The organism is Paenibacillus sp. FSL L8-0333 (assembly GCF_037965665.1).
Lineage (GTDB): Bacteria > Bacillota > Bacilli > Paenibacillales > Paenibacillaceae > Paenibacillus_AQ > Paenibacillus_AQ odorifer.
The window spans coordinates 2,354,357-2,367,253 of the sequence record NZ_CP150186.1; the positions used below are offsets into that span (position 1 = coordinate 2,354,357).

A 12,897-nucleotide genomic window follows, 5' to 3' on the forward strand; every position below is an offset into this window, starting at 1 on the left:
AGGGGAGGGCTCTGTGTGGAAGATAAACTTAAAGCTGCCGTAGCCCTACGCAACGCTGGTAAAGCGGAAGAAGCCAAAATGATGTTGTTTGAGCTATATGAGCAGAATGCTGGGGACGCTGAACTTCTATATCAATTGGCCTGGACGCATGATGTGCTGGGTTTGGAGCGGGCGGCAGTACCCTTTTATGAGAAAAGCTTGGCGTTAGGATTACCCTCTGAGCAGAGAGTTGGCGCTCTATTGGGACTGGGCAGCACCTACCGGACACTCGGAGAATACGAGAAGTCAAAAGGTCTTCTGATGCAGGCTGTTCAGGAGTACCCGGAGAATAAGGAATTTCCGGCGTTCCTAGCCATGACCTTGCACAATCTTGGAGAGCATAGTCAAGCGATGGAGCTGCTGCTTAAGCTGTTGGCAGAAACCTCTGCGGATGAAGGGATAAGAAGTTACAGTAAGGCCATTTCTTATTATTCAGATAAGCTGGAGCAAGTCTGGGATTGATGCTAGCTTTTAGATTGCATTAATACTTACGAAGTACTATCCGGACACCACTGACCTTAAACGCAGCATTATTGCACATTTGGAATTTTAACGGACACCACAGTCGTTATTGACACTAAAAGCACCCAATACGTTCCTTTTTAGCGTGAATAACGTCGCTTGGGTCCGAAACAATGCTCCAAAGGCTAATAATTTGCGAATAACGTCATCTGGGTCCATAAGCACCCACCGAAGGAGTTTGACCCCCGAAAATTCCGGCAGTGTCTGTTGAAGAACAAGCGAACCACCAATAAACAAAAAAAAGAGTAGGGTCCTCCATTAATTGGAGAATTCTACTCTTTTATTTTTCTACTCTTTTATTTCGTTCCGTCCACAGCAATCATTTGCACTACAGACCGAGAATCGCCGGGTACAATGATTTCCTTCGCATTCATCTGGGAAGAGCCATCTCCGTCCAAGAAGATACCCTCCAGACCCTTGGCAGGAACTGTCTGGAGGATCGCTGAGCGGAAATCTGCCGCTGTTGAGAGCGTTGGGGTAACAATCAGCCAGAGCTTTCCTGTGTTGTCATACACCATGCCTGAACGCAGGCGTTTCTCATCAGCGTAAGGAAGATGCTCTTCAGCTACTGCCGCTTCCCATAAGTCTTCGTGTCCCAGATTCATACTAATGCCACCTTGCGCAAAATAATGCTGGCGATCAGTAATCTTCAATTCTTCTCCAGAAGAGACAACCTGTACGGAGAAGTTGCGGGTGGCACCATCCCAGACAAGAGTTCCACGTGCGTATTTAGCATTGAACCAGCCAGACCCATAACCCTTCTGGGCCCCGTTGACTGGAGTATCATTCATGATAGCCATGGATAAAAGCGCATCTTGATAGAAAAAACCACCGTTAATCCCATATGCATTAACTTGCCGTAAAGGGACACCCGCGGCCCTGAGCTTAATATCTTCAGGTGAAAGTGACATCATATAGAGCTGCACATTATCTGCACTCACTGTTTCCAAAAAGCTATAGGCGTGAGGAAGACCTTTAAAGGGATCTTCCTTGTGATTTCTAAATACCAGAAACAACGATAGCGCTAACCCCGCTATCAATAACACCAGGAGTGAGACGATAAGTCTCTGTCTGTGCCTCCAGAGCTGTTTTAGCTTGCCAGAGCTAGCCTCAGTTTGTACCCACATAAGCAGCGAGAAGCTTAGCAGTGTTCACTACAGCTTGCTTATGCGTACGTTCCATGGAGTGGGAGGCATGTACACCTGGGCCAATCAATGCTGCGCGGATATTGTTTCCGCCTCTGAGCGCTGCGGAAGCATCGGAGCCGTACATAGGATAAATATCAACTGCATAAGGAATCGCGAGTGCCTCTGCCAGTTCAATCAAACGGCCTGTCATAACATAATCGTAAGGGCCGGAAGAGTCTTTTGCACAGATGGATACATCGGTTTCTTTACAGCTGAGATCATCACCCATGGCGCCCATATCGACGGCAATCATTTCATTGATTTCACCAGGAATCCAAGCTGTACCATGTCCCACTTCCTCGTAGTTAGAGATGAGGAAAGAAAGGTTGTGGAGAGGTTTCCAGCCTTCACGTTTAATACTTTCCAGTAATCCAAGAAGGGCAGCCACGCTTGCCTTGTCGTCTAAATGACGGGATTTAATGTAGCCGCTAGGCGTAATCACTGCACGTGCATCGAAAGAAATGAAATCTCCGACGGAAATGCCAAGCTTGAGTACGTCTTCTTTAGAAGATACCAGCTCATCAATACGTACTTCCATGTTCTCCTCTGATCGTTTGAAGTCACGAGCGTCTGGATATACGTGAACAGATGGATGGCTGGTTAAGATGGTTCCTGTATAAGTTTTGCCGCTGCGGGTATGGATCGTGCAATATTCATTCTCAATGCTGTGCATGGCGAAGCCGCCTACTGAGGTCAGACGCAGTGTACCATTAGCTTTAATCGAGCGGACCATGGCACCAAGTGTATCCACGTGAGCGCTGATGCCAATAGTACGAGAGGGATCTAGGCCCGGGACGTTAAGAATTACGCCGCCTTTTTCATTCCAGCTTAAAGGTATGTTCAGCGCAGCTGCTTCTTCAGCAACTAGTGTCATTACCTGTGCGGTGAAACCGCTTGGGCTGGGGGTATCGAGTAATTTTTTTAGGATGGAAAGTATGTAGTCTTCATTAGGTTGAATGGTAATCATTAGTTAAGCCCTCCTGTTAAGCCATCATTGTCTGTGTTAAAAGAATCCAGTGAAGTGTCGGCATCACGAAGCTTGGTAAGCTCAGCAGTTAAGCTTTTAATTTGCTTTTGTAGTTTGTATTGACGAAAAATGCCGTAAGAGCCCACGATGATTCCGCCAATTAACGCGCAGCCAAGAATAACGAGTATAAGTGGTATATTAACCACATCAAAACCGAAATTGACTTGAACGGGATCAACGTTGATGACTGCGAATATGGCGGTTAGCAGCGCGAAGATTAGACCCGCAATTAGTGACCATTGAATTCTCATTGAATTCTTCCTCCTCAGGGGGATATAACAATATAAAATCCCCTGCCCAGATAGGGCAAGGGATTAATGTAATACTAAGCTCTCTGCCTTATTTGGTCAACTGTTCCATTTGCGCGATAACACTTTCGAACACACTCATCGCTTCGCGAATCGGCTCAGGAGACGACATGTCAACGCCTGCTTTTGACAAAATATTGATGGAGTAATCACTGCCACCGCTCTTCAGGAAGCCGAGGTAACGATCTACCGCCGGTTTACCTTCTTCAAGGATTTGTTTGGCAAAGCTAGTCGCTGCCGAGAAGCCTGTTGCATATTTGTAAACATAGAAGCTGTTATAGAAATGCGGAATTCGTGCCCATTCCATCTCGATATCCTGATCTACAACCATTTCTTTGCCGTAGTATTTGACATTCAGGTCGTAGTAGATACTCGAAAGATCTTGTGGGGTAAGCGAATCGCCCTCTTCAACACGCTGATGAATGATCTTTTCGAATTCTGCGAACATCGTTTGCCGGAAAATCGTTGTCCGGAATTGATCGGCATAGTAAGTGAGCAGATACATTTTTTCCTTAGGATCTGTAGACTTTTTGAGTAGATAATCCATAAGCAAAGCTTCATTGGTAGTCGAGGCAACCTCTGCAAGGAAAATGGTATACTGTGCATCCCGATAGTTCAGAGCGTTGTCTGAAAAATAAGAGTGTAGAGCATGACCCATCTCATGTGCCAGAGTAAACATACTGTTCAGATTATCGTTATGGTTCAGCAGGACGTATGGGTGTGTGCCATAAGGGCCCCAGCTGTAAGCTCCAGAGCGTTTATTCTCGTTCTCATAGACATCAATCCAGCCATTGTCGTAGCCTTTTTGCAGCACATTCAGATAATCTTCACCCAGCGGTTTGAGGCCTTCTTTGGTAATTTTCTTCGCTTCTTCGTACGTGATATCCAGCTTATATTCATCTACTAGTGGTGCAAATAGGTCATACATATGTAACTCATCCACACCAAGCAGCTTTTGACGCAACTTCATGTAACGGTGCATTAAAGGAAGACTCTCATGAATCGTATCAATCAGGTTGGTGTATACCTCTTTTGGAATGTTATCACCGTAAAGAGACATTTCCATTACAGATGGATACTTGCGGACGTGTGAGAAAAAGACGTTTTTGTTCACATTGGCGCTAAGCGTTGCTGCGATGGTGTTTTTTTGCTTACGATAGGTGTCATAGACTGCTTTAAAAGCATTTCGGCGAACCTCGCGATCGGAGCTTTCCAAGAACTTGATATAGTTGCCGTGAGTCAGCTCGACCTCTTTGCCATCTTCATCTTTAATCTTAGGGAATTTCAGATCTGCGTTGTTCAGCATACTAAAAATGTTCTGAGGCGCTTGTGCTAGGTTTCCAACTTGGGCAAGCAGAGCTTCCTCAGCCTTGGACAATACATGCGCTTTCTCACGTTTCATCTCTTTTAAAGTGAAGGTGTAAGCGGACAGTTCAGGATCAGCAATAAATTGATCCAGCTTCTCAATAGGCAGTGCCAAGATTTCTGGGGTTACAAAAGAAAAGGCTTCGCCTGCTTCGATCCCAAGCTTCTTCGCTTTGGAGGACAAAGCTTGATATTCAGGATTAGCAGTGTCTTCATCCTGACGCATATGAGCATAGACAAAAAGTCGCTCAGTGGAGACTGACAGCTTGTCATCCAGCTCAAAACATTGTTTCACAGCTTCTGCGGAATCAAGTTTACCTTGGAAATCAGCAGCTTTTTTGATCAGTGATTTAGCTTCAGCATATTCTGCATCCCAATCCTTCTGAGAGGCAAATATATCTTCAAGCTTCCAACGATTCTCAGCAGGTACTTCACTTCTCTTCAATAATTGTTCCATAGAAACCCTCCTAGAATGATGAGATGTAGTAGGCATAATCTCCCTCGGCAATACTGTGGATGATATTTCACCCGGTAGCAAGCTGAGCACAAGTAGAAGAGGGATGGACTTGAGTGTAATAGGCATGACGTCCTCCTCTTTGAAAAGTAGAGTCAGCTTATTATGTCCTGCTAAGTCCTGATTATTAATATTTAGTCTTCTTTATATGGTAGTTATGCCAACAAGCTATAAATAACAAAGATGAAAGCAAACAGAATCATTACGACCGCTGCCATGGCCATGCCCCGCTTTAATTTCGGCGGGACACGATCCTTGGTCATAATTAATACTGCGCCTAGACAGAGGACTAGGACAACATAAATCGTGAGATTTTCGTTATTCATTTCCTGTTATACCTGTTTGAAAGCTGCAATGATGTTTTTGTACTCTTCTTCATTGTCTTTATAAGATTCTTTGTTGAAGCGGTTATTCACCCATTGCATCATCGCTGGACGACTCAGGAAGGTATGTGTTTCTTCTCCCCATTGATCGGAAATTTCGCGGAGTACAATGTAGCGGCCTTGAACTTCTACCGTCATCATATTCCATTTGTCTGTTTTGTATATTTCATGTTTTTTGATCATTATCATTACCACCCTGGCGATTTTTGGCTTTTGGCTCAATGATAACGCACTGGAGAAGGGAAAAGCAAATTAAATCATATATTAAGGGTTGGGTTTGATTGATTTGAACAGAAGATTGCAGTATACTATAGTTATACGCCATATATGGCGGTTATTTTTAGGAGGTTGTTCAATTGAAAGGTACAGTAAAATGGTTTAACGCAGAAAAAGGTTATGGTTTTCTTCAAGTAGAAGGCGGCGAAGATGTATTCGTACACTTCTCAGCAATTCAAGGTGAAGGATTCAAGACTTTGGACGAAGGTCAAGAAGTAGAATTCGACATCACTGATGGTAGTCGTGGACCGCAAGCTGAAAACGTAGTAAAATTATAAGAAACAGCAGGACAGTTAAGCTGTCTGCTACAAATATATAATTTACTTGGCAAGCCCTTGCAAGAGTGGTTACCAACTTACAGAACACAGTTCTTTCGGGAACTGTGTTTTTTTACGCCCACTATAGAAGTTATCCAAAATGAAAAAAGTCGTTACACTCCAGTGAAGGGGAGTGCAACGACCTTTTTGTATTATGAAATAATACCAACCCTAATTATAGGGAGGCTTTTTTGTTCTTTTTTCTGAAATAATTGATCGGATCCAGGTTGGATTTCAATAAATGCTGTCCCAGAAACCCTGCAAAAGCGAGTAAGCTGAAACCCGTAGCCACTATATAAAAAATATAACGCCCCGCCTCTTGATAAATAATGCCGCCAAAGGTACCGCTAAGCAGCCCAGACGCACTTGACCAAACGACGGTGAAAATGGCAAGACCTGTTGCCCGAAGGCGATCCGGAATAATCCGGGTGATATAACGGACAGATGTTACATAAAAAACACCAAATGATATACTGTGCATGGCTTGAATGGCAATCATTGAGCCTGGATGATCCGCTAGGGACATCAAAAGAAAACGCAGAGCATACATCAGACTCCCCAAGGCCAGCAAGGGCAATTCTTTGAATTTGTCGCCGTATCTGCTGAGGATAAATAATACAGGGATCTCACTAAGAGCTGACGCGAGCAGTGCCCAGCCAATGATTTCCTCACCAGCGCCTAGTTGTTTTAGACTGATCGTCAGAAAGGCTTCGTTCATTCTATGGCCTAACGCGAGTACAAACACACACCCGAAGAACCACAGCACCTCTTTTTGCAACAATATATCTTTAAGTCCATTTTTGCTATTATCAGCTTCAGCTGTGTCCTTATCTTGATTCGTTGTTTCTATAACAGCAGGTCTCTTAACATCCTTAAGTCCTAGGGTAATTAAAAGTGCAGCAATAATGATGATGATACATAGGGTCAAGCTCCAAGTAGAGCCCAATGCTCTTAATGCATAGCCAACGGTTAGAGCAAAGAAAGAATAGCCTAAGGAGCCAAAAACGCGAATGGTAATGAAGTTCCGTCCGTGTCTTTCGGCAACTTTGATAGCCATTGTATCGGCAAGCGGAAAAACTGGGTAATAGAAGAAGTAGAAGAAGGACAAAATAAGCATGACAGATGAAAATTCGGTCGCTCTGGCTAATAGAAGACCAGTTACTAATTGACCCGCAAGTAGTATGAACATGATCTTTCGAACGGTGCCTAACTTATCGCTTATCATACTCCAGAATAGATTGGATAGGATGGAGATAAGGGGGCCGAGAGAATACAAGTAGCCTATCTGAGAACTGCTAAACCCTAAATGTGTGTAGAATAAAGGAAAGTATGATACTACAAGGACGCTGGTACCATATATGGTAAAGAGAAAGGAACGCAGCCAGTTTTGATCGCTGTAAAGGCTGCCGGTCCGTTTTGAAAACATGGATTGCACTCCTCCGAAATTGAAATATGCCTAGTATAGCATAAAGCAATGAGGAGATGTTTTTAAAAACTGCTGTATTTCTGAATCTTTCATGATTTTACGAAAGTGATTTTGTTGTTTGTACAAATACGCCTGATCATATTATAATAAGTGGTGATTTGGATAAGGAGACAACAATGTGGAGGCACTGTCATTGAGTGAATTAGAGCAAGGCCGTTACCTTAGCCCGCGTGGTCCACTGGGACTTATGAACAGGGTCTATAAGTACGTGCTGCCGGAAGTGAGAGAATGTCTCCATTTCTGGCGCCAAGATGCGAACGGGATTCCCGATCCCGAGCTCCGGAAGCAAGCACTTGCCAGCATTGAAACTAAAGAGTTTCATTGCATAGGCGGTGGTATTTATGCCGCCGGCAATTTATCGATGAAACATATACTGATTCCGCTAATTGTTGCTTATCAAACTATCAGTGATTATCTGGACAACTTATGTGATCGCAGTACTTCGCTTGATCCTGCAGATTTCAGGCTGCTGCATCAATCTATGCTGGATGCTATTGATCCAAATGCTGAGCCAGGTAATTATTATGCGCTTCGAAGTGAACAGAATGACGGCGGATATTTGTACAGGCTGGTTCGCAAATGCCAAGAGATGATTTCTTTGTTGCCAGGTTATTCCGCTGCTGCAGCGGAGATTCGAGAACTGGCTGTGCTCTATACAGATTTACAAGTGTATAAGCACATCCGCCCGGAACTCAGGGAAACAGCCCTGAAGGAGTGGTGGGAGGAACAGGGCAGTCGAGCACCACATCTGCAATGGAATGAATTTTCGGCTGCAACGGGATCAACGCTAGGTGTATTTATGTTATTTCTATCCGCATGTGATCCGAAGCTGAACCAAGCTTCTGCGGCTTCGATTCGAGCCGCGTATTTTCCGCATGTATGTGGTCTGCACATTATGCTGGATTATCTGATTGATCAGGAAGAGGACCGAGCAGGCGGTGATCTTAATTTCTGCAATTATTATGATGACACGGATACCATGCTGAGTCGGATCGCTGCAATGGTTGAGTGGGCCCGTAAGGATGTTCGTAATCTTCCAGAGTCTTCGATGCATCGTATGGTGATTGAGGGATTGCTGGCACTTTATTTATCTGATCCGAAAGTTAGCGAACAGCGGGAAGTTCGCTCTGTATCTAAAAGCCTGATGAAAGGCAGTCCGCTTACAAGACTGTTCTTCTTCGCTAACAGCCGTTGGATACGCAAACGCTTTTTGTAACCATGTCGCGAAGTTATTTTTATAAGAAGTATCAGGCTTCGCACAATTTTAAGGAGGAACAACAGAATGTCTAAAATTCAAAAAATCGCAGTATTGACTAGTGGTGGAGATTCACAGGGAATGAACGCCGCTGTTCGTGCGGTTGTAAGAAGCGCACTTTATTTCGGTATTGAGGTATTTGGGGTGCAACGTGGTTATCAAGGTCTGCTGAATCGCGATATCTTCCCAATGGATCTTCGCAGTGTAGGAGATATTATTCAACGTGGCGGTACTGTTCTGCAGTCTGCAAGATGTCTGGAGTTCACGAAACCGGAAGGACAGCAAAAAGGCGCGGATATCCTTAATGAACTGGGTATCGATGGTCTAGTAGTTATCGGTGGAGATGGTTCCTATAAAGGAGCTAACAAATTAAGTAAACTCGGTATCAAGACTATGGCTTTGCCAGGTACGATTGATAACGATATCTCCTTCACAGACTACACTATCGGGTTTGATACAGCGGTTGGCGTTGTTGTAGACGCTATTAACAAGTTGCGTGACACTATGTCCTCCCATGAACGTTCTTCGATTGTAGAGGTTATGGGACGCCACTGTGGCGATATCGCGCTGCATGCTGGACTGGCTTCCGGAGCAGAAACAATTCTTGTGCCGGAAATGCCGTATGATTTGAATGAAGTTGCTGACCGGATGCGCGATAATTTTATCAGAGGTAAACGTCACAGTATCGTAATTGTTGCCGAAGGCGTTGGCAAAGGTGAAGATGTGGCTCAAGCTCTGAAAGACCGTCATGCTTCTCTGGATGCACGTGTTACTGTACTCGGACATATCCAACGTGGTGGAACACCAACTCCTGGAGACCGGAATTTGGCTAGCCGTCTTGGCGATTTTGCCGTACGTAAGCTAATCGAAGGTGAATCCGACAAGGCTTGTGGTATCATCAAAGGTGAATTAACCCTTACGGATATTGATCTCGTTGTAAATACGAAAAAGGGCTTTGACCTGGAGCTGTATGAGCTGGCTTCCCGTCTTTCCCAATAATTAGCGACCCTATATATAAAAAGGAACAGCTGCGAGATTCGCACTGTTCCTTTTTTGTGTAATATGGATCGTTAACTCTGTGGTTGTTCCTGTGTGTATTGTGCGGCATAACGCCGTTGAACTTTGATAAGCCGAGACAATAGCAGGGTCGCACCGATGGCAAGACCGGTGATAAGACCAATCCAGTAGCCGAATGCTCCTAGATCTGTGTAAGTTGCAAGTACATAACCTGTAGGTAAACCAATTACCCAATAGGCAATAAAACAAATGATAAAGGCTGGGTTAACATCCTTATATCCGCGAAGCGCACCTTGAGTAGGTGTAGCAATCGCATCTGAGATTTGAAAAAAGATTGCATAGATCAGGAAATGCTGAATTAACGAGATGACATCGGGTTCATCTGAATATAGACCAGCTACATGATTTCCGGCAAACAAGAGTAATAAAGCTGTGGCCAGCGAAAGGATTGCCGCCAGTCCGATACCCATTATGGCATATTGGCGTGCATCTTTTTGTCTGCCAGACCCCGTCTCGAAGCCGACGAGGATGGTAAGGCTGATGCAAATACTGAGCGGAATCATATAAAGTGTTGTTGCAAAATTGATTGCTGCCTGATGCGCGGCAATTGTTACGGTATCAAATCGGCTCATTAACAAGGTTACAGCGGAAAAGACAGCTGTTTCGAAAAAAATTGAGAAACCGATGGGTACTCCGATTTTGAGCAAATCTTTAATGCTGTTTAACGATATAAAATAGAACTTACGGAATAATCTGAGATTTACAAAGGCCTGAGAACGATATATGAACAGTAGAGCAACGGCAAATATAACCCAATAGGTAATAGCTGAAGCGACCCCAGCACCAACGCCCCCGAGACGAGGGAATCCGAAGTTCCCGAAGATGAGCAAATAGTTCAAACCTACATTTACAGGCAAAGCTATTAGTGTAATACACATGGATACGCGTGTTTGCCCTAAAGCGTCTATACAGCTACGAAGTACCGTATATCCAAACAGGGGGATAATTCCGAACGAAATAGCACTGAGAAAGCGGAAAGCAACATCTCTTACACCAGACTCCAAGTTCATAAAATTAAGAATAGGTGACAAGGCAAAGCTGCCAATTAGCAAGACGATGATCGAAACAATCAGTGACAGCCAAATACCTTGTGTGACTTGAAAGGCAACATCCTTATCCTTTTTGCTCCCGATGAGCTGTGAAACAATAGGTGTGATCCCCATAAGAATACCGCTGAGACCGGTTTGGATTGGAATCCAAAGACTAGTTCCTATCGCAACTCCTGCCAGATCGACGGTTCCGAATTTACCGGACATATTAGTATCAAAGAAGGTGATCGCGGATAAAGCAATTTGTGTAACAAGGATTGGGAATAAAATATGAAAAAATTGTCCTGCCTTTTGTTTTAAAGAGGTGGTCTGTATCATAATTCTGTGCCTCATTCTTTATGATTTTTCAAGGAATAGGTTAAATAGTTCAATAAGTTTCCGTTAAAAGACCCGGCAGACGCCGGGTCTTTAGCATACATATATCAGATCAGCTATAAATAATAAGGGCTGTATTCATTGTTTTTCGTAATCAACATCGGCAGTATAGCGATTGTTGGCGTTCCAGAGAAGGAACTCATCCACGTTCTCATCTTTTAAAGCGCGGATTTGATCTTCCACCTGTTTTTTACCATATTTTACATAATGACCACTTCCGAGCCAGCTTGCTGTAAAGTCTTGAATCCAAGGCCGAATAACGGGTTTGTAGCTGCCCAGTGGATCAAGCTTCTTATGTGTGTCAACCATGGAACCTTTAATTGTAGCGTAAGGATCTAAGTCGGGCTCTTTCACGCCAAACCAGCCGGTTGAATAGTGACTTGGATAAACCATTGGACTGATAACATCCACATTCTTGGATATTTTAACAAAGTCTTGGCCAATACCCTCAGCAGGGGCAGATGCGGCATATCCAAAAATATCTACGGATACACGGACACCAAGTGGAGCTAGCTCTGCTTTGGCATATTTAACAAAATTAGATACGATTTCTACGCGTGAGTCAGTGGTTTTAGTGTATTTAAGGGTATCAGCACGTTTTTCGAATCCTTCCGGAAAGCGAACATAGTCAAACTGAATCTCTTTGAAGCCGAGCTTAACAGCTTCCTTGGCGATATCCACATTGTATTTCCACACATCTTCATTATAAGGATTAACAAAGCTGTCGCCGCCTTTATTCTTCCATACAGTGCCATCAGTATTAACAAAAGACATCTGCGGGTTCTTTTTGGCAAGAATGGAGTCTTTAAAAACAACAATCCGGGCGATAGGATAGACATCATGTTTCTTCAAACGTTCCATTAACTTATTGATATCTCCAATAAAAGGCTGAGGGTTACCGAGCTTCTGGAGGTCGGTATTATCGGTCTTATACGTGATATAACCCGCATCGTCCTTAATGTCTATTACCATTGAGTTAAGTTCGGTTTGGTCAAGTAATGTAAGCAGCTTTTCCATTCGTTCCCCACCAGCACTGTAGGCGGTAACATAAATGCCTTTTACTTTGGGTGCGTCTGGTTGTGGATCGGTGTGTAACATACTTTCTGAGTTTGTTGCTTCAGGTGAAGCGCTTGGAGCTGGAGTTGCTACATTCGAATTGTTGTTTTGTTGTGCAATGATGGGGGGATTCATGGCGGACTTCAAAGCGATCGCCACTTCAGCGTCATGTTGGTTCTGTTGTACGCCTACGCTTCCCAAGGCCATCATCAGTAGAGCCCAGGTGATGTTCATTCGTTTTTCTCTCCCTTTATGTACTTTCCCCTAAATTATATAGGAACGGTTGCTCCCAAAAAGAACAGTGTTGTAACAATATTAGCTCAGATTGGGAATAAAAAACCGCCTTTGTTGTTTATAAACGAGATGTATGGATTCGAAACGGTATGAAAAAAGTAAATGCCGCCTTAAATCGGCAACAGGGCCGAACCCAAGGCGGCAACTATCAAGACTTCTCTTGCGGCTTGCTCATTGAAGATACGCAGAATTCTGATGTTCACAGATGCTGTAATGGATAATATCCATGGCATCTGCAGGTTCCAGAATACTTAGCCCGTCTCGCAGAACGATTACTGAATTTAATTCGTCCTGTTTGAGAAACGGCATCATATCAGGATACCACCTCATGACGATTGCTGACAGTTTTACCGTTTCCATTTCCACA

The 12,897-nt window shown here is 43.9% G+C and carries 14 protein-coding genes; 4 read left to right on the forward strand and 10 right to left on the reverse strand.

Features of this window, described 5'->3' with window-relative positions; all coding sequences use genetic code 11:
* Positions 1-15: 15 nt before the first annotated feature.
* Entirely contained in the window at positions 16-501 is a 486-nt protein-coding gene (locus tag NYE72_RS10285; RefSeq protein WP_249267663.1) for a tetratricopeptide repeat protein, read from the forward strand.
* Between the two features lie 356 nt (positions 502-857).
* Here the strand turns inward: NYE72_RS10285 and NYE72_RS10290 are convergent, their stop codons facing one another.
* The 6 genes from NYE72_RS10290 to NYE72_RS10315 form a co-directional block, all read right to left on the reverse strand.
* Entirely contained in the window at positions 858-1,577 is a 720-nt protein-coding gene (locus NYE72_RS10290) for a hypothetical protein (RefSeq protein WP_339211759.1), read from the reverse strand.
* Between the two features lie 94 nt (positions 1,578-1,671).
* The gene (locus tag NYE72_RS10295) at positions 1,672-2,712 is read right to left on the reverse strand and encodes a M42 family metallopeptidase (protein WP_036689645.1); all 1,041 of its coding nucleotides are present in this window, start codon (positions 2,710-2,712) and stop codon (positions 1,672-1,674) included.
* Positions 2,713-2,714: 2 nt separating this feature from the next.
* Positions 2,715-3,026 carry a lipopolysaccharide assembly protein LapA domain-containing protein gene (locus NYE72_RS10300; protein ID WP_042126298.1) on the reverse strand — a complete coding sequence of 104 codons (312 nt, stop codon included), beginning with the start codon at positions 3,024-3,026 and terminating at the stop codon, positions 2,715-2,717.
* 88 nt (positions 3,027-3,114) lie between these two features.
* Positions 3,115-4,905: an oligoendopeptidase F gene (pepF, locus tag NYE72_RS10305; protein WP_036689265.1), complete on the reverse strand. Its 1,791-nt coding sequence runs from the start codon at positions 4,903-4,905 to the stop codon at positions 3,115-3,117.
* Between the two features lie 212 nt (positions 4,906-5,117).
* Complete coding sequence (locus tag NYE72_RS10310) at positions 5,118-5,288, reverse strand: hypothetical protein (RefSeq protein ID WP_036689267.1); 171 nt, start codon at positions 5,286-5,288, stop codon at positions 5,118-5,120.
* Between the two features lie 6 nt (positions 5,289-5,294).
* Positions 5,295-5,528, reverse strand: a complete 234-nt coding sequence (locus NYE72_RS10315; protein ID WP_036689271.1) for a hypothetical protein — start codon at positions 5,526-5,528, stop codon at positions 5,295-5,297.
* A 173-nt stretch (positions 5,529-5,701) separates the two neighbouring features.
* On the opposite strand from NYE72_RS10315, the gene NYE72_RS10320 reads away from it, so the two are divergent.
* Entirely contained in the window at positions 5,702-5,899 is a 198-nt protein-coding gene (locus NYE72_RS10320; RefSeq protein ID WP_036689272.1) for a cold shock domain-containing protein, read from the forward strand.
* Positions 5,900-6,113: 214 nt separating this feature from the next.
* Here NYE72_RS10320 and NYE72_RS10325 read toward each other — a convergent pair whose 3' ends face one another.
* Positions 6,114-7,364, reverse strand: a complete 1,251-nt coding sequence (locus tag NYE72_RS10325) for an MFS transporter (protein ID WP_076098403.1) — start codon at positions 7,362-7,364, stop codon at positions 6,114-6,116.
* A 193-nt stretch (positions 7,365-7,557) separates the two neighbouring features.
* On the opposite strand from NYE72_RS10325, the gene NYE72_RS10330 reads away from it, so the two are divergent.
* Positions 7,558-8,640 (forward strand): tetraprenyl-beta-curcumene synthase family protein, encoded by a 1,083-nt coding sequence (locus tag NYE72_RS10330; RefSeq protein WP_036689648.1) that lies wholly within the window; start codon positions 7,558-7,560, stop codon positions 8,638-8,640.
* 66 nt (positions 8,641-8,706) lie between these two features.
* The gene (pfkA, locus tag NYE72_RS10335) at positions 8,707-9,678 is read left to right on the forward strand and encodes a 6-phosphofructokinase (protein WP_036689277.1); all 972 of its coding nucleotides are present in this window, start codon (positions 8,707-8,709) and stop codon (positions 9,676-9,678) included.
* A 71-nt stretch (positions 9,679-9,749) separates the two neighbouring features.
* On the opposite strand, the gene NYE72_RS10340 is transcribed toward pfkA, so the two are convergent.
* From NYE72_RS10340 to NYE72_RS10350, 3 genes are all read right to left on the reverse strand, one after another.
* On the reverse strand, positions 9,750-11,123 hold the full coding sequence (locus NYE72_RS10340) for an MATE family efflux transporter (RefSeq protein WP_036689279.1): 1,374 nt from the start codon (positions 11,121-11,123) through the stop codon (positions 9,750-9,752).
* 135 nt (positions 11,124-11,258) lie between these two features.
* Entirely contained in the window at positions 11,259-12,470 is a 1,212-nt protein-coding gene (locus NYE72_RS10345) for a putative glycoside hydrolase (RefSeq protein ID WP_339211760.1), read from the reverse strand.
* Positions 12,471-12,701: 231 nt separating this feature from the next.
* Positions 12,702-12,890 carry a hypothetical protein gene (locus tag NYE72_RS10350; protein ID WP_036689649.1) on the reverse strand — a complete coding sequence of 63 codons (189 nt, stop codon included), beginning with the start codon at positions 12,888-12,890 and terminating at the stop codon, positions 12,702-12,704.
* Positions 12,891-12,897: the final 7 nt, after the last annotated feature.

What these genes read in the sequence shown, in the direction of transcription:
- NYE72_RS10350 (WP_036689649.1), bottom strand. Translation starts at nt 12,890, where the DNA reads ATGGAAACGGTAAAACTGTCAGCAATCGTCATGAGGTGGTATCCTGAT.
- NYE72_RS10315 (WP_036689271.1), bottom strand. Translation starts at nt 5,528, where the DNA reads ATGATCAAAAAACATGAAATATACAAAACAGACAAATGGAATATGATG.
- NYE72_RS10345 (WP_339211760.1), bottom strand. Translation starts at nt 12,470, where the DNA reads ATGAACATCACCTGGGCTCTACTGATGATGGCCTTGGGAAGCGTAGGC.
- NYE72_RS10310 (WP_036689267.1), bottom strand. Translation starts at nt 5,288, where the DNA reads ATGAATAACGAAAATCTCACGATTTATGTTGTCCTAGTCCTCTGTCTA.
- pfkA (WP_036689277.1), top strand. Translation starts at nt 8,707, where the DNA reads ATGTCTAAAATTCAAAAAATCGCAGTATTGACTAGTGGTGGAGATTCA.
- NYE72_RS10340 (WP_036689279.1), bottom strand. Translation starts at nt 11,123, where the DNA reads ATGATACAGACCACCTCTTTAAAACAAAAGGCAGGACAATTTTTTCAT.
- NYE72_RS10300 (WP_042126298.1), bottom strand. Translation starts at nt 3,026, where the DNA reads ATGAGAATTCAATGGTCACTAATTGCGGGTCTAATCTTCGCGCTGCTA.
- pepF (WP_036689265.1), bottom strand. Translation starts at nt 4,905, where the DNA reads ATGGAACAATTATTGAAGAGAAGTGAAGTACCTGCTGAGAATCGTTGG.
- NYE72_RS10325 (WP_076098403.1), bottom strand. Translation starts at nt 7,364, where the DNA reads ATGTTTTCAAAACGGACCGGCAGCCTTTACAGCGATCAAAACTGGCTG.